17 protein-coding genes and 1 riboswitch are annotated in these 23,506 nt (G+C 71.8%); of the genes, 12 read left to right on the top strand and 5 right to left on the bottom strand.

Annotated elements, in window-relative coordinates:
• Nucleotides 1-300: 300 nt before the first annotated feature.
• Nucleotides 301-654 carry a hypothetical protein gene (locus AB0M39_RS04950; protein WP_365360248.1) on the top strand — a complete coding sequence of 118 codons (354 nt, stop codon included), beginning with the start codon at nucleotides 301-303 and terminating at the stop codon, nucleotides 652-654.
• Nucleotides 655-851: 197 nt separating this feature from the next.
• Here the strand turns inward: AB0M39_RS04950 and AB0M39_RS04945 are convergent, their stop codons facing one another.
• The gene (locus AB0M39_RS04945) at nucleotides 852-2,072 is read right to left on the bottom strand and encodes an NlpC/P60 family protein (RefSeq protein ID WP_365360246.1); all 1,221 of its coding nucleotides are present in this window, start codon (nucleotides 2,070-2,072) and stop codon (nucleotides 852-854) included.
• Between the two features lie 2 nt (nucleotides 2,073-2,074).
• A riboswitch (cyclic di-AMP (ydaO/yuaA leader) is annotated at nucleotides 2,075-2,238 on the bottom strand.
• A 220-nt stretch (nucleotides 2,239-2,458) separates the two neighbouring features.
• Between AB0M39_RS04945 and AB0M39_RS04940 the strand changes: the two genes are divergently transcribed.
• A complete protein-coding gene (locus tag AB0M39_RS04940; protein WP_365360244.1) occupies nucleotides 2,459-3,253 on the top strand; it encodes a hypothetical protein in 795 nt (264 codons plus the stop codon).
• Between the two features lie 415 nt (nucleotides 3,254-3,668).
• Nucleotides 3,669-6,146 (top strand): DNA helicase PcrA, encoded by a 2,478-nt coding sequence (pcrA, locus tag AB0M39_RS04935; RefSeq protein ID WP_365360242.1) that lies wholly within the window; start codon nucleotides 3,669-3,671, stop codon nucleotides 6,144-6,146.
• 155 nt (nucleotides 6,147-6,301) lie between these two features.
• Here pcrA and AB0M39_RS04930 read toward each other — a convergent pair whose 3' ends face one another.
• Together AB0M39_RS04930 and AB0M39_RS04925 are read right to left on the bottom strand one after the other, a co-directional pair.
• Nucleotides 6,302-7,864: a M23 family metallopeptidase gene (locus AB0M39_RS04930; RefSeq protein ID WP_365360240.1), complete on the bottom strand. Its 1,563-nt coding sequence runs from the start codon at nucleotides 7,862-7,864 to the stop codon at nucleotides 6,302-6,304.
• A 240-nt stretch (nucleotides 7,865-8,104) separates the two neighbouring features.
• Nucleotides 8,105-9,061 carry an alpha/beta fold hydrolase gene (locus AB0M39_RS04925; protein WP_365360238.1) on the bottom strand — a complete coding sequence of 319 codons (957 nt, stop codon included), beginning with the start codon at nucleotides 9,059-9,061 and terminating at the stop codon, nucleotides 8,105-8,107.
• A 375-nt stretch (nucleotides 9,062-9,436) separates the two neighbouring features.
• On the opposite strand from AB0M39_RS04925, the gene AB0M39_RS04920 reads away from it, so the two are divergent.
• A complete protein-coding gene (locus AB0M39_RS04920; RefSeq protein WP_365360236.1) occupies nucleotides 9,437-9,850 on the top strand; it encodes a cobalamin B12-binding domain-containing protein in 414 nt (137 codons plus the stop codon).
• Between the two features lie 193 nt (nucleotides 9,851-10,043).
• Here the strand turns inward: AB0M39_RS04920 and AB0M39_RS04915 are convergent, their stop codons facing one another.
• Nucleotides 10,044-11,687 (bottom strand): DUF5691 domain-containing protein, encoded by a 1,644-nt coding sequence (locus AB0M39_RS04915; protein WP_365360234.1) that lies wholly within the window; start codon nucleotides 11,685-11,687, stop codon nucleotides 10,044-10,046.
• A 113-nt stretch (nucleotides 11,688-11,800) separates the two neighbouring features.
• Entirely contained in the window at nucleotides 11,801-13,144 is a 1,344-nt protein-coding gene (locus tag AB0M39_RS04910; protein ID WP_365360232.1) for an SWIM zinc finger family protein, read from the bottom strand.
• Nucleotides 13,145-13,275: 131 nt separating this feature from the next.
• Between AB0M39_RS04910 and AB0M39_RS04905 the strand changes: the two genes are divergently transcribed.
• From AB0M39_RS04905 to sucD, 8 genes are all read left to right on the top strand, one after another.
• Entirely contained in the window at nucleotides 13,276-13,686 is a 411-nt protein-coding gene (locus tag AB0M39_RS04905; protein WP_365360230.1) for an MmpS family transport accessory protein, read from the top strand.
• A 146-nt stretch (nucleotides 13,687-13,832) separates the two neighbouring features.
• The gene (locus AB0M39_RS04900) at nucleotides 13,833-14,933 is read left to right on the top strand and encodes an AAA family ATPase (RefSeq protein ID WP_365360228.1); all 1,101 of its coding nucleotides are present in this window, start codon (nucleotides 13,833-13,835) and stop codon (nucleotides 14,931-14,933) included.
• A complete protein-coding gene (locus AB0M39_RS04895) occupies nucleotides 14,930-17,269 on the top strand; it encodes a DUF5682 family protein (RefSeq protein WP_365360226.1) in 2,340 nt (779 codons plus the stop codon). Before AB0M39_RS04900 ends, AB0M39_RS04895 begins: the two co-directional genes overlap by 4 nt.
• Complete coding sequence (locus tag AB0M39_RS04890) at nucleotides 17,266-18,588, top strand: VWA domain-containing protein (RefSeq protein WP_365360224.1); 1,323 nt, start codon at nucleotides 17,266-17,268, stop codon at nucleotides 18,586-18,588. Before AB0M39_RS04895 ends, AB0M39_RS04890 begins: the two co-directional genes overlap by 4 nt.
• A gap of 107 nt (nucleotides 18,589-18,695) precedes the next feature.
• Nucleotides 18,696-19,715 (top strand): hypothetical protein, encoded by a 1,020-nt coding sequence (locus AB0M39_RS04885; RefSeq protein WP_365360222.1) that lies wholly within the window; start codon nucleotides 18,696-18,698, stop codon nucleotides 19,713-19,715.
• A gap of 108 nt (nucleotides 19,716-19,823) precedes the next feature.
• Nucleotides 19,824-20,780 carry a hypothetical protein gene (locus AB0M39_RS04880; protein WP_365360220.1) on the top strand — a complete coding sequence of 319 codons (957 nt, stop codon included), beginning with the start codon at nucleotides 19,824-19,826 and terminating at the stop codon, nucleotides 20,778-20,780.
• A 442-nt stretch (nucleotides 20,781-21,222) separates the two neighbouring features.
• Nucleotides 21,223-22,401, top strand: coding sequence for an ADP-forming succinate--CoA ligase subunit beta (gene sucC, locus AB0M39_RS04875; protein ID WP_365360218.1), 1,179 nt, complete (start codon nucleotides 21,223-21,225; stop codon nucleotides 22,399-22,401).
• Nucleotides 22,402-22,420: 19 nt separating this feature from the next.
• Entirely contained in the window at nucleotides 22,421-23,305 is an 885-nt protein-coding gene (gene sucD / locus AB0M39_RS04870) for a succinate--CoA ligase subunit alpha (protein ID WP_365360216.1), read from the top strand.
• Nucleotides 23,306-23,506: the final 201 nt, after the last annotated feature.

The raw sequence follows: 23,506 nt of genomic DNA, 5'->3' as shown, positions 1-23,506 counted from the left end.
CCGGCGACGGACCGCACAGGGGGAGCGGCCCGCCGCCGGATTCCTCGGCGGTGGCGGCCGACTGTCGCCGGGAGGGTCCGGCGGCGGTGGGGAGTCGGTCACCTGAGGGAGGACGCTAAGCCTGGAGGTCACGGGGGTGAGGCGTACGGACCGATATTGCACAAAGGTGGACAGCACAAGGCGCGTTATGAGTGCCGGGCCCATGGCGCCGGACCGGGTTCCCGTCCCGTGTGACCGATGCGACGAATGAGGCATACCTGACCGGAGAGCGGTGGTATGGGGCCGGTTAGGCTCCGCCTCATGGACGTATTGATCAATGTCTTCGTGGCCCTGCACATCATCGGCATCGCCTCGCTGCTCGGGGGTTTCCTCACCCAGATGAAGGCGATGGGGGCGGGGACGGCGCGGTTCGTCCCGGCGATGCTGCACGGCGCGCTGACCATGCTGGTCACGGGCGTGGCGCTGGTGGGCCTCAACCAGGCGGACGACCAGCCGGTGAACAACCTCAAGATCGGCGTCAAGCTGGCGGTGCTGGTGGTGATCCTCGCCCTGGTGTACGTCAAGCGGGACGAGGAGCGGGTGGAGAAGGCGGTCTTCGGGGCGGTGGGCGGCCTGACGATCGCCAACATCTTCATCGCGACGCTGTGGACGTGAGTCGGCGTGGACGTGAGGCGGCCTGGATGTGAGACGGCGTGGACGCGTGAGGCGTCCGCTGGAGCGCGGACGCCTCCCAGGCGCGCCGGCGACGGCGAACGCCTGGGAGGCGCTGGGCTGCTACGCGGCCGCCAGGTCGGCGACCCAGGCGCGGGGCTGATGCCCGGTCTGGAGCCGTCTCCGTAGGGTCCCCGGGGTCAGGCCGGGCGGACGCTGCCGTAGATCGGCATGTAGTAGATCGACTCCTCGCGGACGTTCGCGCCCGGCTTGGGGGCGTGGATCATCTTGCCGTCGCCGATGTAGATGCCGACGTGGCTGATGTCGTCGTAGAAGAAGACCAGGTCGCCGGGGAGCAGGTCCTCCGTGGCGACGCGCTCGCCGGCCTTGACCTGGTCCCAGGTGGTACGCGGCAGGTCGACGCCTGCGGCCTTCCAGGCGGCCTGGGTCAGGCCGGAGCAGTCGTACGAGCTGGGGCCGGTCGCTCCCCAGACGTACGGCTTGCCGATCTGGGCGCGAGCGAAGGAGAGGACCTTGGCGGCCTTGGTGGCGTACGAGCCGTCGCCGGGGGCAGTACCGGGGCCCGTACCGGAGCCGGGGTTCGTGCCCGTGCCCGGGCCTGTGCCGCCCTCGTTCTGCTCCTGGCGGCGGCGCTCGGCCTCAGCCTCCGCCTCGGCCTTCTCGCGGGCCTCCGCCTCCTCCTTGGCCTTCGCCTCGGCCTTGCGGCGGGCCTCTTCCTGCTTCTTGCGCTCGAGCTCCGCGACCCGCGCCTTCTCGTCCGCCGTCAGCCTCGACAGCAGCGAGCGCGCCTCGGCGAGCTTGGCCTGCACCTCGCGCTTGCTGGTCTGCAGCGTCTTCTGGGACTCCGTGAGCGACTCGAGGCTCTTGGTCGCCTCCGTGCGCTGCTCGGCCGCTTCGGCGCGCTCGGTCTCGTAGTCGTCGATGACCTTGCGCTGACGGTCGGTCATCCGGTCCATCAGCTGCGTCTGGTCGAAGTACGACTCCGGGCTGTCCGCGAACAGCAGCGCGGCGGTCGGAGTGACCGCGCCCGTCCGGTACTGCGCGGCGGCGTAGTTGCCGAGGGCCTGCCGTGACTCGTTGAGCTTGTCGGTGCGCTTGGCGGCCTCGTCGAGCATCCCGTCGACCTCGCGCCGCTTCTCGGCGGTGGCCTCCTTGGCCTTGTTGTAGCGCTGGGTCTCCGAACCGGCCTGCCGGTACAGGTCGTCGACCTTCTTCTGTACTTCCTCGACGGAGGGGTTCGGGTCGGCGGGCGCCGCGTCGGCGCTCTGCGTCGACAGCAGGGTGACGCCGGCGAGCGCAGCCGTAGTGAACCCGACGGCGGGGGAGTTGGTGCGTATTCCGGCCATCCCGGGGATTCCGGTACGGGTACGCGGCTTGCGATGCGACGCCAAGGCCGACATCTCCTTCTTCCGTGGACCGCCTACCGGGTTAGCTGTCGGGTTCGGGCGGAACGGAAGATCGCCCTACGGACCGAGTGGGTCGCGGTCCGATTCACCCCAAGTGTGCAAAGTGGGTCCCCGGTTCCGAACTTCCGTGTGGATAGTCCGAATTCGGCGCAGGCGACCCGATTGGCGTGGTTCGCCAAGGGGGGACGGGACCACCTGATCGAGCACGCTAGCCAATACGTGTGGCTGTTGTGAAGGTTGATGGTCGATATGCCCGATACATTTTCGTGACCAAAGTGAGAACCTGTGGACGTTTGACTGGTGAGTCCCGGGATTGAGCCCGGTTACTGGAAGGTTCAGGGGTGGGGAAGAGAAAGTCAGGTTTGGCTGGAATGTGTGCCATGGCCTTACTGGCGGCGGTGGCGAGCGGCTGCGGCTCGGGGGAGGAGTCGCAGAGCTCGGGGAAGGGCGGCGAGAGCTCCGCGCCCGACCCGAAGAGCGACGGGCGGCTGATGTCGCAGTCGCTCAAGGAGTTGAAGGGGTATCGGTCGGCCAGGTTGCAAAGCTCCGCACACGACCTCCGCGGCGACCGAGACGGCAACTGCGCGGGGAAGACCGAGAAGGCCCCCTTCGCGTTCACCGAGGTGATCGCGCAACGCGGCGAGCGCGCCTGGATCCGCCTCGACGACGAGATGCTCAAGCAGTACCGACAGCTCGCGACCGTGATCGGCCCGGAGCAGGTGGCGAAGTACGAACCCGCCGCCGAGAAGGCGCGCGGAAAGTGGATCGAGCTGACGCCGAGCGAGATGAAGGACGACGAGACGCTCAGGCTCTGCGATCTCGACCGCGGCTTCGCCTCCATCCCGGAGAGCGTGGAGTCGGCGAAGCGGCTGAACCCCGGGACGACGCGCTACGAGGCGCGGGACAAGCCGGAGGAGAAGCTGATACCGCTCGTCCAGCAGCCCGAGGACGACGGGGTGACCGTCTATCTCTCGGTCAAGGGCGGGACCGCTCCACAGGCCATCGAGTTCGAGATCGACGACGAGCCCGTTTCGCTGACGCTCAGCGAGGTCGACAAGCCGGTGAAGGTCGTGCCGCCCCAGCCGTCCGAGATCGTGCCGTCGGCCGACGTGGCAGATCTGTACCCGGACCCGGAAGTGATGAGGAAACGGGAGCAGCAGAACCAGGAGCCGTAGCCGGTCGCGGGCGCCGGGTCAGGGGAGATCGGCGGCCGTGAGGCGGCTGTGAGGCTGTGAGCTTCAAGCGGCCGGGGGCGGGCGGGGTGCGGCGCGCTGGGGCGTGCGGCCTGGGCAGGGAGCCTGGGGCCTGCGCGGGGGGTCCTGGCCGCCGCGTACTGGCATGGGGTCGCGGGTCGTGACGTCGTACGACCGTGGCCTGGCCTGGCCTGGCCAGACCTGCCCCCGGCCCGTAGTGCCTGCCCCTGCCCCTTCAGGGCCCGCCCCGCCCGCGTCCGGACACGCCAGCCAGCCGCATCCGGCCGCGGGTCCCGCCCGTATTCGGACGCGGCTCCCCGTCGTATTCGGACGCGACCGGGGCCGTATGCGAATGCGGCCGCGGGCTGTCAGTGCGGCCGCCTAGACTCGTAGAGCGATGAGCAGCCTCTTTGACGACAGCTTCCTGGCGGACCTCCAGCCCCACACGGAGGAGCACCCGCCGCCGCCCGAGGACTCCGATCCGGAGCAGGTTCCGGACGATCTCTTCCAGGGCGCGTTCGACGTGCCCCCGGCCCGGGATCCGTACCACCGGGACGGCGCCCCCCGCACCGTCGTGGACCCCGCCGCCCTGCTCGAGGGGCTGAACGAGCAGCAGCGGGCCGCCGTCGTGCACACCGGCTCGCCCCTGCTCATCGTGGCCGGCGCGGGCTCCGGCAAGACCCGGGTGCTGACCCACCGGATCGCGCACCTGCTGGGCACGCGCAGCGTCCACCCCGGGCAGATACTGGCGATCACCTTCACCAACAAGGCCGCCGGCGAGATGAAGGAGCGCGTCGAGCAGCTCGTCGGCCCGCGCGCCAACGCCATGTGGGTCATGACGTTCCACAGCGCCTGCGTCCGCATCCTGCGCCGCGAGTCCAAGAAGCTGGGCTTCACCTCGTCGTTCTCGATCTACGACGCGGCGGACTCGAAGCGGCTGATGGCCCTGGTCTGCCGCGATCTGGAGCTCGACCCCAAGAAGTTCCCGCCGAAGTCCTTCAGCGCCAAGATCTCGAACCTGAAGAACGAGCTGATCGACGAGGAGACCTTCGCCGACCAGGCAGTTGGGGGCACCTCCCAGGCCGAAGGCTCTGGGGGAGGTTTCGAGAAGACGCTCGCCGAGGCGTACCGGATGTACCAGGCGCGGCTGCGCGAGGCCAACGCCCTGGACTTCGACGACATCATCATGACCACGGTGCACCTGCTCCAGGCGTTCCCGGACGTCGCGGAGCACTACCAGCGCCGCTTCCGCCATGTGCTGGTCGACGAGTACCAGGACACCAACCACGCTCAGTACACCCTTGTGCGCGAGCTGGTGGGCGCCGGCCAGGAGGACCTGCCGCCGGCCGAGCTCTGCGTCGTCGGCGACGCCGACCAGTCGATCTACGCCTTCCGCGGTGCGACCATCCGCAACATCCTCCAGTTCGAGGAGGACTACTCGGACGCGACGACGATCCTGCTGGAGCAGAACTACCGCTCGACGCAGACGATCCTCTCCGCCGCCAACGCCGTCATCGAGCGGAACGAGAGCCGCCGCCCGAAGAACCTGTGGACCAAGGCCGGCGCGGGCGCGCAGATCACCGGCTATGTCGCCGACACCGAGCACGACGAGGCGCAGTTCGTCGCCGACGAGATCGACCGGCTGACGGACGCGGCCGACGCGAAGGCCGGCGACGTCGCCGTCTTCTACCGTACGAACGCCCAGTCCCGCGTCTTCGAAGAGATCTTCATCCGGGTCGGCCTGCCCTACAAGGTCGTCGGCGGCGTGCGCTTCTACGAGCGCAAGGAGGTCCGGGACGTCCTGGCGTATCTGCGCGTCCTCGCCAACCCCGAGGACAACGTCCCGCTGCGCCGCATCCTGAACGTCCCCAAGCGCGGCATCGGCGATCGCGCCGAGGCGATGATCGACGCCCTCTCGCTCCGCGAGAAGATCACTTTCCCGCAGGCGCTGCGGCGCGTGGACGAGGCGTACGGCATGGCGGCCCGATCCGCCAACGCCGTCAAGCGCTTCAACGTCCTGATGGAGGAGCTGCGCACGGTCGTCGACTCCGGCGCGGGCCCCGCCGTCGTGCTGGAGGCCGTCCTGGAGCGCACCGGCTACCTCGCCGAGCTCCAGGCGTCCACCGACCCGCAGGACGAGACCCGCATCGAGAACCTCCAGGAACTGGCCGCCGTGGCGCTCGAGTTCGAGCAGGAGCGCGCCGAGGACGAGGGCGCGGGCACGCTCGCGGAGTTCCTGGAGAAGGTGGCGCTCGTCGCCGACTCCGACCAGATCCCCGACGAGGACGAGGACGGCTCCGGCGTCATCACGCTGATGACCCTGCACACCGCCAAGGGCCTCGAGTTCCCCGTGGTGTTCCTGACCGGCATGGAGGACGGCGTCTTCCCGCATATGCGGGCCCTCGGCCAGTCCAAGGAGCTGGAGGAGGAGCGCCGCCTGGCGTACGTCGGCATCACGCGCGCCCGCGAGCGGCTCTATCTGACGCGTTCGTCCATGCGGAGCGCCTGGGGCCAGCCCTCGTACAACCCGCCGTCGCGCTTTCTGGAGGAGATCCCGGGCAAGCACCTGGAGTGGAAGCGCACGGGCCCGATGGCCGCGCCTGCGGGACCCACCTCGGGCATCGCCTCGGCGCTGTCGTCCTCGCGCTCCCGGTCGGGCGGCGGGGGCGGAGCCTCGGGCTTCGCCACCCGGCGGACGACCGACAAGCCCGTGATCTCGCTGGTGGTGGGCGACCGGGTCACGCACGACCAGTTCGGCCTGGGCACCGTGGTGCAGGTGACGGGGGCGGGGGCGGACGCGCAGGCGACGATCGACTTCGGGGACGCGAAGCCGAAGCGACTGCTGCTGCGGTACGCACCGGTCGAGAAGCTCTGACGAGGGCGGGGGCTCAGGGCTCCTGGCGGGGGGCTTCGGCCTCCCGCCGGCCTCGCGGGCTCGGCTCGTGGCGTCAGTTGACTCGTGACGTGCGTACTCGTGGTGTCAGTCGACTCGTGAAGTGAGGTGACAGGCCGTGGCTTGAGGCTGTCGCTCTACGTCGGGTCGAGGCCGTGGCTGCGCAGCCACGGGAGCGGGTCGATCGCCGAACCGCCGCCGGGACGCACCTCGAAGTGGAGGTGCGGTCCGGTGGAGTTGCCGGAGTTGCCCGAGTACGCGATGACGTCACCGGCCTTGACGGAGCCCGAGCGGATCTTGGTGCTGCTGAGGTGGCAGTACCAGGTCTCGGTGCCGTCGGCCGCCGTCACGATGGCCATGTTGCCGTAGGCGCTGTTCCACTGGGTGCGCACGGTGCCGTCGGTCGCGGCCATGACCTCCGTGCCGTACGACACGGGGAAGTCGATGCCGGAGTGCACGGACATCCAGTTGACGCCCGCCTGGCCGTAGTACGCGCTGAGACCGTTCTGCTTGACCGGCAGCACGAACTTGGGGCGCAGCGCCTCGCGGCGCTTGGCCTCCTCCTCGCGCTTCTTGCGGTCCGCCTCCTGGCGCGCCTTGAGGTCGATGCGCTCCTGGGTGCGCGAGGCGCGGCTGCCGAAGTCGCGGGCGTCGGCGCTGAGAGCGGCGAGCTGCGTGTCCATCTTGTTGTTCGCGGCGGCAGGCTTGACGGCGGCCGGGTCGGCGGCCGCCAGGTTGGTCTTGTTGTCGTTCTTGCTCTCGCTGCCGCCGGTCAGGCCGCCCACGGACGCGGCGGCGATGCCGGCGACGCCCATGACGCAGGCGGAGGGCACGGCGACGGTGAGGAGGGCGGAGCGCTTGGCGGGCGTACGGCGTCGGCCGCGGCTGCCGCCGGCACGGCGGACGGGCCGGGGGGTGACGGGGACGACCGGGGTGATGGTCTCGGAGTCCGCGTTCGCGTCCGGGGCCGCGTCCTGGGCGGTGTCCACGTCCGCGTCGAACTCGCCCTCGGGGCCGACCTGCGCGTCGGCGTCGAAGTCGGCGTTGAGGTCGGCGTTGAACTCAGGGCTGAACTCGGCGTTGTACTCGCCGTTGTCGTACTCGGCGTCGAAGGGGGCGTTGAACTCGGCCTGCGGCTCGGGCTCGGCCTCGGTCTCCGGAAGAGCCTCGAACTGGGCGGTGGCCTGGAAGGCCTCGACGCCCTCGAAGGCGGGCTCGGCCGTGAACTCATGCTCAGGCGTGTACTGGTGCGGTACGACGACCTCTTCGTAGCCCTGGTAGCCGGTCTCCGCGCCGGTGTTCCAGGCGGTCGCGTCGTACGTCCCGGTGTCGAAGGCGGGCGCCGCCCACTGCCCGGTGGTGTCGTACGCGAATGTGGCCGCGGCCGTCTCGTACTGGCCCGTCTGCGTCGACTGGTTCCAGGCGCTGGCGTCCCACTGTCCCGTGGTGTCGTACTGAGCGGCCTGCTGCGTCTGTTGGGCGTGCTGCGTCTCTTGCGACTGCGGCGCCTGCGGCGCTGCGTAGGCGTCGTAGCCGGCGATCTGGTGGGAACCGGTGGTCCACTGCGTCGCGTCGTACTGACCGCTGTGCCCCGCCTCGTAGCTCCCCGGAAGGGCGCCGAACAGCGGGTCTGTCTCGAAGCTGCCTGTGGTGTACGCGTCGTATCCGACGTACCCGGCGTGGGCGTGCTGGTCGTTCACCAACTTCTCTCTCGCCTCGGCAGCAGGACCTGGGTCTGGGCCCCGGACTGCGGAGGGGTGGGGTCCCAGAGGAAAGCAGTGGCCGCGACTGTACCCGGCGGTATAGGACGTCGACAATCTTCCGCTGGTTTTAGGCAATCAGGAAACGGGCATTCGGCGGCCTTTCGGCGCTTGCGGGCAGAGCTTTGGCCGTACGTTCGAAATATGTTCGATGAGCGGTCGTCTGGGACGGCGGTCGAGTCAGGCGACGGAGACCGCTCCGGACGCTCCGGCCGCGGGCTCGGTCGACTCGAGTGCCTGGCGGATGCCCGCCGCGACGGCGGGGTGCACGGGGAGGGCGAGATGCCCGATTCCGCTCACCCTCACGTTCTCGGCGATGAGGTCGGGGTGGTCGATGCAGGCCGTCTCGATGGGGACCATGATCTGGTCCAGATCGCTCCAGAAGCTCACGAACCGGGTCCGGCAGCCGGGGGCCGGCCTGCGCAGCTCCTGAATCACGGAGGACTCGGGGCGCATCTGGCGGACGATCGGGTGGGCGCTGGCGAGCGGGGCGACGGCCGTGCCGGAGTGCGGGGTGCCGAGGGTGACGAGGATGCGTACCCGCTGGTCGCCGCCGAGTCGCTGCACGTAGTACCGGGCGATCAGGCCGCCCAGGCTGTGCCCGACGATGTCGACCTCGCGGTGCCCGGTGCGGGTGCAGATCTCCTCGATATGGCGGCCGAGCAGCTCGGCGGCGGTGCGGATGTCGCAGGTCAGCGGGGAGTAGTTCAGGCACTCGAGGTGCCGCCAGCCGTACCGGGCGAGGGAGCGGCGCAGAAGGATGAACACGGAGCGGTTGTCGACGAACCCGTGGAGCAGGACGGCGGGCGGGCGCTCCGGGCCGCTGGTGGGCAGGGCGGTGGCCTCGGCGAGGGGTACGGGGAGGGGCGCGGGCGCGTCGGTGGGGTCGGGGGTGGGGGCGTGGAGGTGGTCCGGGGCTGGGTCGGTGGTCTGACGGCTGCGCGCGGTGCGGCTGGGGGCCTGCTCCAGCGGCTTCGGGCTGGGGGTGCGGCGCTCTGGGGCGAGGCCGGAGGGGTAGAGCAGCAGGTGTCCGGCGAGAATGGCCAGCTCAAGGGCGGTGGCCCGGAGCAGAGCGGCGGAGATTCCCAGGCTCCGGACGTGGCGCAGACACAGTGGGATGAAGGGGAAAACCTTCATGGCCGACCTCCCGAACGGCACGCGAAGGACGCCTCCGTCCCCCGTGTGTGCCCTCATGGGATGCCGCTCAGGCTCTGGCGACCGGCCCGGTGCGGGCCGGTGCCAACGGGGTCGCATCACCGCGCCGCGCGGCTGACGGCGCGGTGACGCGACGACCCTGTAGCGGCTCCCTCGCGACGTTGCCCGGAGCGGCTTGTGCACTGCCCGATACGGGTACGACGCATAGCGAACATGTCCCACGTGTGATTTCCCCCTCGCTATCCTCCGCGAAACGGCGCGTTGCGGGATGCTGGAGATAACGTTCGTTCACTCCCCGGCCCTGGCAGGCGCGGGGCCCCGTGCCCAAGGCGGCGCAGTCGGTATGTGGAGGCAGTGATGGGTGTGACTGGTCCGATCCGCGTGGTGGTCGCCAAGCCGGGTCTCGACGGCCATGATCGCGGGGCCAAGGTGATCGCGCGTGCGCTGCGCGACGCGGGCATGGAGGTCATCTACACGGGCCTCCACCAGACCCCCGAGCAGATCGTGGACACGGCGATCCAGGAGGACGCGGACGCGATCGGCCTCTCGATCCTCTCCGGCGCGCACAACACGCTCTTTGCGAAGGTAATCGACCTTTTGAAGGAGCGCGAGGCGGAGGACATCAAGGTCTTCGGCGGCGGCATCATCCCGGAGGCGGACATCGCCCCGCTCAAGGAGAAGGGCGTGGCGGAGATCTTCACACCGGGAGCGACGACGGCGTCGATCGTAACGTGGGTGAACGAGAACGTGAGGGAGTCTGCGGAAGCGTAGGGGCTCGCGCGGGGGTCTCGTCGGTGCGGGTCTGGCCCGCTCCAGCCTGAGGATTCACCCGAGCGCGGGCGCTTGAGCTGCCCGGGACAGCCGGTCCTGCTTGGTGCGGGTCCTCCTGGGCTGCCCGGGGCAGCCGGTCCTGTTTGGTGCGGGCACCTGGGCACGCGGGGTCGCCCGGGGGCCTGCCCCCAGTTCAGGGGAGGGGCGGGGTGGGGGAGAGAACCGCCCCCAGCTCCACCCCCATCTCCGCCCTCAGCCTCAACGTCGACACCAGCCTCTGAAACGCCTCCGACCAGTAGCCCCCCGCCCCCGGCGACGCCCCTTCCCGTTCGTCTGGGGTTGTCGTCAGGATCTCCAGGCGGGGGGCCTCCTCTGGGGAAAGACAGCGTTCGGCCAGGCCCATCACTCCGCTGAAGCTCCAGGGGTAGCTGCCCGCGTCGCGGGCGATGTCCAGGGCGTCGACGACCGATCGGCCCAGGGGCTCCGCCCAGGGCACCGCGCAGACCCCGAGCAGCTGGAACGCCTCCGAGAGGCCGTGCGCCGCGATGAACTCCGCCACCCATTGCGCGCGTTCCGGCTCCGGCAGCGTTGCCAGCAGCTTCGCCCGTTCGGCGAGGGACGTCGTGCCGGGGCCGGACGCCGGTGGGACGCCCGGTGCGCCGAGCAGGGCGCGGGACCAGTGGGCGTCGCGCTGGCGGACCGCCGCCCGGCACCATGCCGCGTGGAGCTCGTCGCCCCAGTCGTCCGCGACGGGCAGAGCGACGATCTCCTCCGCCGTGCGCCCGCCGAGCCGGCCCTGCCAGGTGGCAAGGGGCGCCGCCTCGACCAGCTGGCCGAGCCACCAGGACCGTTCGCCCCGGCCGGAGGGCGGGTTCGGGGAGACCCCGTCCCGTTGCATGTCCGCATCGCACTCGTGCGGCGCCTCGACGGATATCGCCGCCCCCGTCCCGTCGCCGCTGCGGTCCAGGCTGACGCACGACGCCGCCCGCGCCGCCATGCGCGCGGCCAGCGCGGAGTGCGGCAGCGCCGACAGGAGCTCCGCCGCCGTGGCGCGGACATTGCGGCTGCGGTCGGACAGGGCCTGTTCGAGGAACTCCTCGTCCGCGTCCGTCAGGCCGGTGCGCAGCGAGTCGAGGAACATCAGCCGGTCCTCCGCCCGTTCCGTCGCCCAGGTGGTGCGCAGCAGAGCGAGCGCCGCCGCCGCGTCGCGGCGCCGCACCGACGTCAGCAGCGCGACCCGTTCGGCGAACAGGCCCTCCTCCCATAGCCGCTGGACAGCCGCCGCGTCCCCGGGGTCCGGCAGCGCCGACCCGCCGGACGCGCCGCGCAGCGCGTACTTCCACTCCGGGTTGAGCCGGGCCAGCCACAGCCCGAGCGGCCCGGCGAACGCGAGGGCCTGCGGACGCAGGTCCGTGCGGGCGCGGGCCGCGTCCAGCAGCGCGGGCAGTGTGGACGCCGGTGCCTGGTACCCGTGTTCGTTGGCCGTGGCCAGCCACTGCGGGAGCAGCTCGGTCAGATCGGGGGCCGAGCCCCGCCGGCCTCCCGCACCGGAGGAGGCCGACCGGTCGGCGAGCAGCTGGGCGAGCCGTCGCCGGGCCGCCGCGGGCAGCTGCGGACGCGGGTCGTGGGCCGCGGGCTCCGGCCGTTCGGCGGCCGGCGCGGGCAGCAGTCCGGCCCGGCGTCGCACGGTGTGCAGCGCCGCGGCGTCCAACAGCGCGGCCGGCGCGTCCTTGCCCGGCGGCACGAGTCCCGCGGGCGGGGTACGGCGGTCCGTGCCGAGCAGGGCCGAGGTGACGAGCTCTTCCCAGGGGGAATGGCTGGCGGCGGTACTGGTCATGGCGGCCTCCCTCTCCGTGCGTGCAGACATGCGGGCGGACGTGGTTGCGGACGTGCGTGCAGAGATGCGTGCAGAGATGCGTGCGGGCATGCGTTGCGTTTCCGGGACGTCGTTCAGGTCAGCGGGACGGTCTCGGAGGCGTCCTCGGACCAGGCCGCGAGGGGGTTGAACCCCCGGTGGCCGCACTCGCCGAAGACCGTCACCGGCCGCCCGGCGGAGAGCGCGGCCAGCCGCCACAGTCCGGGCCGCGAGAGCGCGGCGGGGGCTATGGGCAGCGCGGACTCGCCGACCGCGTCGGCCAGCTGCCAGCCGTCCCGCGACGGGATGGGTATGACCTCGCTCAGCGTCACCGGCCAGGAGTCCAGCCAGGGGTCCTCCCGCAGCGCCCGGCCGTACGCCGCGACGGCCGCCTCGACCGGACCGCCCGGCGGCGGCGAGGCGATCGGGACCGGGCCGCCGAACTGCTCGCCCCACTCCGCCCGCAGCTGCCCCGCCCCCGTGTGCGGCGTCAGCTCGGCGTCGACCGTCAGCCCCACCGGCAGCGCCTGCTGCGGGGAGCGGCCGGCAGCTCCGAAGGAGAGCAGCAGCGCCGTGCGCCCGGACTCCTGTCCGTACAGCCATATGCGGCGCGTGGTCAGCTTGCCGTCGGACGTGTCGTACTGCGCGAGGACCAGCCAGTGGTCCCGGACGGGCGCGCCGTCGGCGGGCGAGGTGAGGCCGACTCTGGTGCGCACGGTCGCCGCGAGCGGCTCCGGCAGCCGGTCGACGCCCAGCCAGGCCGAGTCCAGGAGGTGGATCAGCGCGCACTCCTCCAGCAGCCGGACCGGCCAGCCCGGACCCGAGCCGGGGATCGCCCCCAACTCCCGCACCCGGCCCGCCAGTCCAGGGGCCTGGGCGTCGACCATGCGGGCCGCGGTCTCCTCCCACAGGCCGTACCCCGCCTGCTCGGCCGTGGCGAGGCCGCCGCGCAGCAGATCGGCCAGCCGCTGCTCGAGCTCCGTGGCCCCCGCGGCGATCCGCGCGGCCCGGCGCTCGGCCCGGCGTCTGGCCGCCTCCGGGTCCGCCGCCTTCGCGGGCGCGCCCGCGTCGCCCTGCTCCTGGCCCGCGGTGCGCTTTCCGCGCCCCTCCAGCCACTCCTCGGCCCAGTCCGGCGCCGTGGAGTCCCGCACCGCCTCCTCGTCCGCGGCCCAGAGCAGCAGCAGCCCCAGCGCGTGCTTGCACGGGAACTTCCGGCTCGGGCAACTGCACTTGTACGCCGGCCCGGCGGTGTCCACGATCGTTTGATACGGCCTGCTGCCGCTGCCCTTGCACAGGCCCCACACGGCCCCCGAGCTGCTGCTGCCCGCGCTCGACCACGGCCCGGCCGTGCCGAGTCTGGTACCCGCTCTGCGTGACGCGTCGTCAGGAGCCAGTGCCAGCACCTGTTCCGACGTCCAGCGCACCCCCTGCTGATTCATGTCCAAGACGTTACGGCGCGCCACTGACAACGGGCCCTGACCTGCGGTTTGATGGGCTTGCGCGGCGATTTGACTTTACCTTTTCTTTGCGATTGATTGCAGGTCTCAGCCTCACGATCCGGGGGTCCCCGATGAACCGCTCCATCCGCACCGCCGTCTGCGCGGTCGCCGTCGCAGGCCTGGCGCTCAGCCTCTCCTCCTGCTCGGAGGCCGTCGACGCCGTCGACAAGGCCACGAACGAGACGTACGAGGTCACGTACGAGGTCACCGGCAAGAACGTCGACTCGATCGACTTCCACGCCGGCGGCGGCAAGGCGACGGACCCGAAGATCGAGACGGTGCAGAAGCCGACGCTGCCGTGGAAGAAGACGGTCACGCTGCGCGGGATCATGCCGCCCGGCGTCATGCCGGCCGCGGCGGACCTCTCCGGGTCCGAGGTCGCGTGCAAGATCACGTACAAGGGCAAGGTCATCAAGGAGGAGAAGGGCGAGGGCCTGGCGGCCGCGGCCGGCTGCATCGCGGTCTCCCCGATCGTCGAGTAGCTCCCGGTCCAACTCCTCCGCGAGGCGGCCTCATTGAGGCGCTGACCTGCGCAGACGGTCGGCCGACGGTCGATTGTCAGTGGCATGGTGCACGGTGGATCCCACATCGGGTCGATCGATCTGGTCGACGATCTGGAGGGGGATCCATGACCGTGTCCGAAACCGGAGCCGAGGCGCTGCGACCGCACGCCGAGGACGCCTTCGCCGACGAGCTCAAGGCGCTCGCCGCGGCCGACGACCGGCCGCGGCCCGCCCGATGGAAGCTCTCGCCCTGGGCCGTCGCCACCTATCTCCTCGGCGGGACCCTCCCCGACGGCGTCGTGATCACGCCCAAGTACGTAGGGCCGCGCCGGATCGTCGAAGTCGCCGTCACCACGCTCGCCACCGACCGCGCGCTGCTGCTCCTCGGCGTGCCGGGCACCGCCAAGACCTGGGTCTCCGAGCATCTCGCCGCCGCCGTCAGCGGCGACTCCACCCTGCTCGTCCAGGGCACGGCCGGCACGCCCGAGGAAGCCATTCGGTACGGCTGGAACTACGCCCAGCTGCTCGCCCACGGCCCCAGCCGCGACGCGCTCGTGCCCAGCCCCGTCATGCGCGCCATGTCCGAGGGCATGACCGCACGCGTCGAGGAGCTCACCCGCATCCCGGCCGACGTGCAGGACTCGCTGATCACGATCCTGTCCGAGAAGACCCTGCCCGTCCCGGAGCTGGGCCAGGAGGTCCAGGCCGTCCGCGGCTTCAACCTCATCGCCACCGCCAACGACCGGGACCGCGGGATCAACGACCTCTCCAGCGCCCTGCGCCGCCGGTTCAACACCGTCGTGCTGCCCCTGCCCGCCACGCCCGAGGCCGAGGTCGACATCGTGTCGCGGCGCGTCGACCAGATCGGGCGCTCCCTCGACCTGCCCGCGGCGCCCGAGGGGCTGGAGGAGATCCGCCGCGTCGTCACCGTCTTCCGGGAGCTGCGGGACGGCGTCTCCGCCGACGGCCGCACCAAGCTCAAGTCGCCCTCGGGCACGCTCTCCACGGCCGAGGCGATCTCCGTCGTCACCAACGGTCTCGCGCTCGCCGCCCACTTCGGCGACGGCGTCCTGCGCCCCGGCGACGTGGCGGCCGGCATCCTCGGCGCGGTCGTGCGCGACCCGGCGGCGGACCGGGTCGTCTGGCAGGAGTATCTGGAGACGGTGGTCCGCGAGCGCGACGGCTGGAAGGACTTCTACCGCGCCTGCCGCGAGGTGAGCGTATGACCGGGCCTCTGCTGCTCGGCGTCCGCCACCATGGGCCGGGCTCGGCGCGGGCGGTGCGGGCCGCGCTCGATGCGGCGTCCCCGGCGGCCGTGCTGATCGAGGGGCCGCCCGAAGCGGACGCCCTGCTCGCCCTCGCTCAGGACGAGCAGATGCGTCCGCCGGTGGCCCTGCTCGCGCACGCGGTGGACGACCCGGGCCGGGCGGCGTTCTGGCCGCTGGCCGAGTTCTCCCCGGAGTGGGTCGCCCTGCGCTGGGCGCTCGGCCACGGGGCGCCGGTGCGCTTCATGGACCTGCCCGCGGCGCACTCGCTGGCGCTGACAGCGGCCGAAGAGACAGCGGAGCGAGAAGAGGCAGGAGAGGAGAAGGGGGAAGAGGGGGAGGCGGGAGGGGGGTCCGGGGGCGGGCTGCGCGTCGATCCGATCGGCGTGCTCGCCAAGACCGCCGGGTACGACGACCCCGAGCGCTGGTGGGAGGACGTCGTCGAGCATCGCGGTGCTGGTGCTGGTGCCGGCGACGAGACCGATCCGCGCGCTCCCTTCGCCGTGCTCGCGGAGGCCATGACCGCCCTCCGGGAGGCGTACGGACACGGCGGGCACGACCGGGACCTCGTCCGGGAGGCCCATATGCGACTCCAACTGCGCGCCGCGCGCAAGGAGTTCGGCGAAGAGGTCGCCGTCGTCTGCGGAGCGTGGCATGTGCCCGCGCTCCAGGAGAAGACCACCGTCGCCGCCGACAAGGCCCTGCTGAAAGGGCTGCCCAAGGTCAAGACGGAGATGACCTGGGTGCCCTGGACGCACCGCAGGCTCGCCCGGCACAGCGGCTATGGCGCGGGCATCGACTCGCCCGGCTGGTACGGCCATCTCTTCGGCGCGCCCGACCGGCCCGTCGAGCGCTGGATGACCAAGGTCGCCGGACTGCTGCGGGACGAGGACCGGATGGTCTCCTCCGCCCACGTCATCGAGGCCGTCCGGCTGGCCGAGACCCTCGCCGCGATGCGGGGACGGCCGCTGGCCGGCCTGACCGAGACGACGGACGCCATACGGGCCGTGATGTGCGACGGCTCCGACGTGCCGCTCGACCTCGTACGGGACCGGCTCGTCGTCGGGGACGTGCTCGGGGAGGTCCCCGAGGCCGCGCCCGCCGTGCCGTTGCAGCGGGACCTCGCCCGCCTCCAGCGCAGCCTGCGGCTCAAGCCGGAGGCGCTGGAGCGGGAGGCGGACCTCGACCTGCGCAAGGAGAACGACGCCGCCAAGAGCCGGCTGCTGCACCGGCTGCGGCTGCTGTCGATCGGGTGGGGCGAGCCGGTGACGGGGCGGGGGAGCACCGGCACGTTCCGGGAGAGCTGGCGGCTGCGCTGGGAGCCCGAGCTCTACGTCCGGGTCGCCGAGGCCGGGGTGTGGGGCACCACCGTGCTCTCCGCCGCCACGGCCAAGGCCGAGTCCCAGGCCGTGTCCGCGACCGCGCTCGCCGACGTCACCGCGCTCGCCGAGCAGTGCCTGCTGGCCGAACTGCCCGACGCCCTGCCCGTGGTGATGCGGTGCCTCGCCGACCGGGCCGCGCTCGACTCCGACGTCGGCCATCTCGCCCAGGCGCTGCCCGCTCTCGCCCGCTCCCTGCGCTACGGCGACGTGCGGTCCACGGACACGGCCGCCCTGGGGGAGGTCGCGGCCGGACTCGCCGAGCGGGTCTGCGTCGGACTGCCGCCCGCCTGCGCCGGGCTCGACGCGGACGGCGCGGCCGAGATGCGCGGCCATCTGGACGGCGTGCACGGCGCGATAGGGCTGCTGCCCGGCGCCGAGGAGCTGGGGGAGCGGTGGGGCGCCGTGCTGCGGCGGCTCGCCGAACGGGACGCCGTGCCCGGCGTGATCCGGGGCCGGGCCGCCCGGCTGCTCCTGGACGACGGCCGGCTCGAGGAGGACGAGGCCGCGCGGCTCATGAGCCTCGCGCTCTCGCCCGGCACGCCGCCGCCCGACGCGGCCGCCTGGGTCGAGGGCTTCGTCGGCGGCGCCTCCGGCGGCGGAATGCTGCTGGTGCACGACGAGCGGCTGCTCGGGCTCGTCGACGCCTGGCTCACCGGTGTGCCGGCGGACGCCTTCACCGACGTGCTGCCACTGCTGCGCCGCACCTTCTCGGCGTACGAGCCGGGCGTACGGCGCACCTTGGGCGAGCTGGTCCGGCGCGGCCCGGCGACGGCGGCGGGCCGGACGCACACCGAGACGGGCGGGGTCCCGGGGTTCGGCCACGGTCTGGACGGGCCGCGGGCGGACGCGGTGCTGCCGGTCCTCCAGCTGCTGCTCGGAATCGACGACGACGACCTTGCGGGGGTGGCCCGATGAGCACGACGAGTCCGGTGAGCCAGGCGGCCCCGGCGAGCGCCGCGGAGGCGCAGGGGGAGACGGGGATGCAGACGGAGACGGGGACGGGGAGGGTGAAGCAGACGGAGACAGGGACGGGACCGGGGAAGCAGACGGAGACGGAGAAGGAGGCCGGGGACGAGCGGCTGCGGCGGTGGCGGCTTGTGCTGGGCGGCGAGGACGCGGACGGGACCGGCTGCGCGCTCTCCGGCGTCGACGCGTCGATGGACGGCGCGCTCACCGCCCTCTACGGCAACGGCCGCGGCGGCACGGGCAGGAGCCCCGACAACCGCACCGGCGGCCGCTCCGCCGGGCTCGGGGCGTCCGCGCCCTCGGTCGCCCGCTGGCTCGGCGACATCCGCACGTACTTCCCCAGCTCCGTCGTCCAGGTCATGCAGCGCGACGCCATCGACCGCCTCGGCCTGTCCACGCTGCTGCTGGAGCCGGAGATGCTGGAGGCCGTCGAGGCGGACGTCCACCTCGTCGGCACCCTGCTCTCGCTCAACAAGGCCATGCCCGAGACGACCAAGGAGACGGCCAGAGCAGTCGTGCGCAGGGTCGTCGACGATCTGGAGAAGCGGCTCGCCACCCGCACGCGGTCCACGCTCACGGGGGCGCTCGACCGTTCGGCGAAGGTGAGCCGGCCACGGCACCGGGACATCGACTGGGACCGCACGATCCGCGCCAACCTCAAGAACTACCTGCCCGAGTTCCATACGGTCGTGCCCGAGCGGCTCATCGGGTACGGCCGGGCGTCCCAGTCCGTGAAGAAGGACGTGGTGCTCTGCATCGACCAGTCGGGGTCGATGGCCGCGTCCGTCGTCTACGCCTCCGTGTTCGGCGCGGTCCTCGCGTCGATGCGCTCCATCGCCACCCGCCTCGTCGTCTTCGACACCGCCGTCGTCGACCTCACCGACCAGCTGGACGACCCCGTGGACGTCCTGTTCGGCACTCAGCTCGGCGGCGGCACGGACATCAACCGGGCGCTCGCGTACTGCCAGTCGCAGATCACCCGCCCCGCCGACACGGTCGTCGTGCTGATCAGCGACCTCTACGAAGGCGGCATACGGGACGAGATGCTCAAGCGGGTCGCGGCGATGAAGGCGTCGGGCGTGCAGTTCGTGGCGCTGCTCGCGCTCTCGGACGAGGGGACGCCGGCGTACGACCGCGAGCACGCGGCCGCCCTCGGCGCGCTCGGCGCACCGGCCTTCGCCTGCACTCCGGACCTTTTCCCGGACGTCATGGCGGCGGCGATCGAGAAGCGACCACTGCCCATACCGGACATGGTGACCCATCAGTAACCAAGGACTTGCGTCGACCCCGGATGCTCGTGCGAGCATCGACCCCGATCCCCGCGGAAGGTTCGCTTCCGCCGACCGGGAAGGCCCGTCCCACCATGTCTGCCGCAGTGGCTCGTTCTGCTGCCGTCCTGTGCGCGCTGCGCCGGGCGGCCGCTGATCGGCATGCGCTGCGGGCGGTGCTGTTCCTCGGCGGGCTCCTGGCGTTCGGCTTCCTCTTCGGCGGTCAGGCGCAGGCGGCGGAGTCCCCGGCGCCGACAACCGTCGAGGCCGAGCTGGGCGCGACCGCCGCGCCGCGCGAGCAAGTACGGCGCGTGGCGGCGGACTCGGTCGAGGCGGCGCGGTCGCTGGTTCCGGTCGACGCGGTCGACGTGGACGCGGTCGACGCGGAGGCGGTCGGTCACGCCGGCGTCCTCGACGTCGCCGACACCGTCGATGTCGCCGGAGCCGTCGATGTCGACGTCGCCGGGGCCATCGATACCGCTGGCACAGTCGACGCCGCCCTCGAATCCGTCGAATCCCTTCAGCCCCGCCACGCCGTCGACGCCGTCCGCAAGGCGGCGAAGCCGGTCGCGGGCGTCGTGCAGGGCGTCGCCGAGCCTCTCCGGTCGGCGGCCGCGTCGATGCCGTACGCGAATGCCGTGCCCTCCCTGCCCGGTCCGCCCTCCTTCCCCTTCGAGCCCTCGGCCCCTTCCGTCGTGACGCCTCCCGGCGTCGACGCGGGTCTGGGTCGTACGGCCGAGCGCCCCGTGGACCAGACCGCAGACCAGACCGCCAACCAGTCCGCGGACTCGAGCGCGGCGGAGCGGGCGGCACGGGCCGGTGTTCCGCAGGGGATCGTCGTCGGCGTCTGGCCGGTCGCAGCGGAGCGGGGCGACGCCTCGCTGTTCGGGCGGCTCGCCGTCCGCGCGCCTGTGCCCGCGCCCGCCCCGGCGCCCACCAGGCCGTGCGACTTCGCGCACGGCGCGATGCAGCAGTCGGGCGAGACGCACACACCGCGCAAGGGCGACCAGCCCGCGGCGGCGCTCGCAGACGGCGCGGCCCTTGTGCTCATACCCGGCGCGGGCGGGGCGGCGACCGAGCCGCCGACCCGTGAGCGGCCACGCGAAATCCTCGAATTCCCCGGCTAGGGCAGCCCTTTCCCCCGCACAAGACCTGCCGCGCGGGGGCGGGACAGGTCTGCCCGCCAACCGGATAGTTCCGGACTGCCGAACGAATTCGAAGGAATTGACGCAAGCATGCACAAGAACATTCGCCGTTCCATAGCCGTCGCCGCCACGGCCACCGGTATGTGGGCCCTGGGCACCGCCGCGGCAAGCGCCGACGAGCTGCCCGTCTCCGTACCGCTGTCCACGCCCGACCAGGCGGCCGACGCCGTAGAGGACGTCAAGGACGTCAAGGACGTGGATCTGAAGCAGGTCGACGCCGTCGAGGTCGCCAAGGACGCCAAGGACGCCGACCTCCAGCAGGCCGTCGACGTCAGCAACGTCAAGACCGCCGCCGCAGACGTCAAGACGGCCGCCGCGGACGTCAAGAACCACGTCGCCGCCACTGCCACCGCCGACACCGCCGCCGAAACCGCCGACGTGCAGGGCGAGATCGACTACCTCTTCGGTCCGCTCTCCGCCTTCGCCCCCGACCTCGAGCAGGCCCCCGCCCACGCTCAGGGCTACGCCCAGGGCGTGGCGGCCGACGCCGCCCCCGTCGTGGACGCGGCCGCGCAGGACACCCTGCCGCCCATCGCGGCGCGCGCCGTCGACGGCGTCGTCCCGGTCGCCGGCCAGGCGGTCGGCGACGTCGGCGGCCTCGCGCAGGGTGTGGTCGGGGACGTGCAGCCGTTCGCCGGCGGCGTCGTCTCCGAGGTCCAGCCGTTCGCCGGCGGGGTCGTCTCCGAGGTGCAGCCCTTCGCGGGCGGCGTCGTCGGCTCGGTCCAGCCGCTCGTGGACACCGTGGTGGACCACGTCGAGCCGGTCGCGTACGGCGTCGGCGGCAGCGCGGGCACGCTCGCGCAGGGCGTGGTCGGGGACGTGCAGCCGTTCGCCGGCGGCGTCGTCTCCGAGGTCCAGCCGTTCGCGCAGGACCTGACGGGCACGGTCTACACGACCCCGCTGGCCGGCAACGCGGTCTCGGGCGTGCAGGGCCTGGGCACGGCCGTCACCCCGGGCTACGCGTCGCACCTGGCCCAGGGCCTCTGACGAGGTCTGGCCCAGGGCCTCTGACGAGGATCCGGTACAGGACGAGGTCTGACCCAGGGCCAGGGCCTCTGACGGCCTGACCGCCCAGGGCATCTCACCGACCGGCGGGTCGGAAGGTCCACAAGCGGTCTGAAGCAGTCGCAGAGCAGCGGTCCGGAGCAGTCGCAGAGCCGACGCTCCACGGACGTTCACGGGCGGTCCCCATTGGGGTGGGGGCCGCCCGTCTCCGACCCCGCCACCAGGGCGATCTGTGACCGGTATCACCGCTCAGGTGTGATCTGCGATTTAGGGACCCACGTCCCACGGGGATAACCTGCGAGGCGGACATGCCGCGTCCACGGACACCGTGTACGCCTCCCTTGTGACAGCGCAGTCACGTTGCCCTTCGCGGCACGCCCACGCAGACAACGAACCGCGATCATGAGAAAAGGGACGGACGCGCGTGGACCTGTTCGAGTACCAGGCGAGGGACCTCTTCGCCAAGCACGGTGTACCGGTGCTGGCCGGTGAAGTCATCGACACGCCTGAGGCGGCGCGCGAGGCAACCGAGCGTCTGGGCGGCCGTTCGGTCGTCAAGGCGCAGGTGAAGGTCGGCGGCCGTGGCAAGGCCGGCGGCGTGAAGCTGGCAGCCACCCCGGACGAGGCCGTCGCCCGCGCGACGGACATCCTCGGCATGGACATCAAGGGCCACACGGTCCACAAGGTGATGATCGCCGAGACCGCGCCCGAGATCGCCGAGGAGTACTACGTCTCGTACCTCCTCGACCGCACCAACCGCACCTTCCTCGCCATGGCGTCCGTGCAGGGCGGCATGGACATCGAGGAGGTCGCCGAGAAGACCCCCGAGGCCCTTGCCAAGGTCCCGGTCGACGCCAACGAGGGCGTCTCCATCGAGAAGGCCCGCGAGATCGTCGCGCAGGCGAAGTTCCCGGCCGAGGTCGCGGAGCAGGTCGCCGAGATCCTCGTGACGCTGTGGAAGTCCTTCATCGAGGAGGACGCGCTCCTCATCGAGGTCAACCCGCTGGCCAAGGTCGCCGACGGCCGCGTCCTCGCCCTCGACGGCAAGGTCTCGCTCGACGAGAACGCCGAGTTCCGGCAGCCGGGCCACGAGGAGTTCGTGGACCACGCCGCAGCCAACCCGCTCGAGGCTGCCGCGAAGGCCAAGAACCTCAACTACGTCAAGCTCGACGGCGAGGTCGGCATCATCGGCAACGGCGCGGGGCTCGTCATGAGCACCCTCGACGTCGTCGCGTACGCCGGTGAGAACCACGGCGGCGTGAAGCCCGCCAACTTCCTCGACATCGGCGGCGGCGCCTCCGCCGAGGTCATGGCGAACGGTCTCGAGATCATCCTCGGCGACCCCGACGTCAAGTCCGTCTTCGTCAACGTCTTCGGTGGCATCACCGCCTGTGACGAGGTCGCCAACGGCATCGTCCAGGCCCTGGCCCTGCTCGCCTCGAAGGGCGAAGAGGTCACCAAGCCGCTCGTCGTGCGCCTCGACGGCAACAACGCGGAGCTGGGTCGCAAGATCCTGTCGGACGCCAACCACCCGCTCGTGCAGCGCGTGGACACCATGGACGGCGCGGCCGACAAGGCCGCCGAGCTCGCGGCTGCGAAGTAAGGGACGAGGTCAGAAACACATGGCTATCTTCCTGACCAAGGAAAGCAAGGTCATCGTCCAGGGCATGACCGGTGCCACGGGCATGAAGCACACCAAGCTCATGCTGGGCGACGGCACCAACATCGTCGGTGGCGTGAACCCCCGCAAGGCGGGCACCTCCGTCGACTTCGACGGCACCGAGGTACCGGTCTTCGGCTCCGTCGCCGAGGCGATGGAGAAGACCGGGGCCGACGTCTCCGTCCTCTTCGTGCCGCCGGCCTTCGCCAAGGCCGCCGTCGTCGAGGCCATCGACGCCGAGATCCCGCTGGCCGTCGTGATCACCGAGGGCATCGCGGTCCACGACTCCGCCGCCTTCTGGGCGTACGCGAAGGCCAAGGGCAACAAGACCCGGATCGTGGGCCCGAACTGCCCCGGCCTGATCACCCCCGGCCAGTCCAACGCCGGCATCATCCCGGGCGACATCACCAAGCCCGGCCGCATCGGTCTCGTGTCCAAGTCCGGCACGCTGACCTACCAGATGATGTACGAGCTCCGTGACATCGGCTTCTCCTCCGCCGTCGGCATCGGTGGCGACCCGGTCATCGGCACCACGCACATCGACGCTCTGGCGGCCTTCGAGGCCGACCCGGAGACCGAGCTGATCGTGATGATCGGCGAGATCGGCGGCGACGCCGAGGAGCGTGCGGCCGACTTCATCAAGGCCAACGTCACCAAGCCGGTCGTCGGCTACGTCGCCGGCTTCACCGCGCCCGAGGGCAAGACCATGGGCCACGCCGGCGCCATCGTCTCCGGCTCCTCCGGCACGGCGCAGGCGAAGAAGGAGGCCCTGGAGGCCGCGGGCGTGAAGGTCGGCAAGACGCCGACCGAGACGGCGAAGCTGGCGCGCGAGATCCTCGCGGGCTGACCTTCGGAGTACGACTCGGTCGTACGACTCTTCTGTACGTGTGGGCCCGCGCCTCCTTGTGAGGCGCGGGCCCGCGCGCTTGCCTGGCGGGGGGCGCGGGGGTGACATGCCCTGTGCGGGCGGCCCGCGGGGCTCCGCCCCGGACCCCGCGCCTCAATCGCCGGCGAGGCTGAATGTGCGCGCCCAAGCCCGGGGAAACCC

This window comes from Streptomyces sp. NPDC051907, assembly GCF_040681075.1.
Classification (GTDB): domain Bacteria; phylum Actinomycetota; class Actinomycetes; order Streptomycetales; family Streptomycetaceae; genus Streptomyces.
The sequence above is the reverse complement of the archived record's forward strand: the minus strand, read 5'-3'. Positions and strand labels throughout refer to the sequence as shown.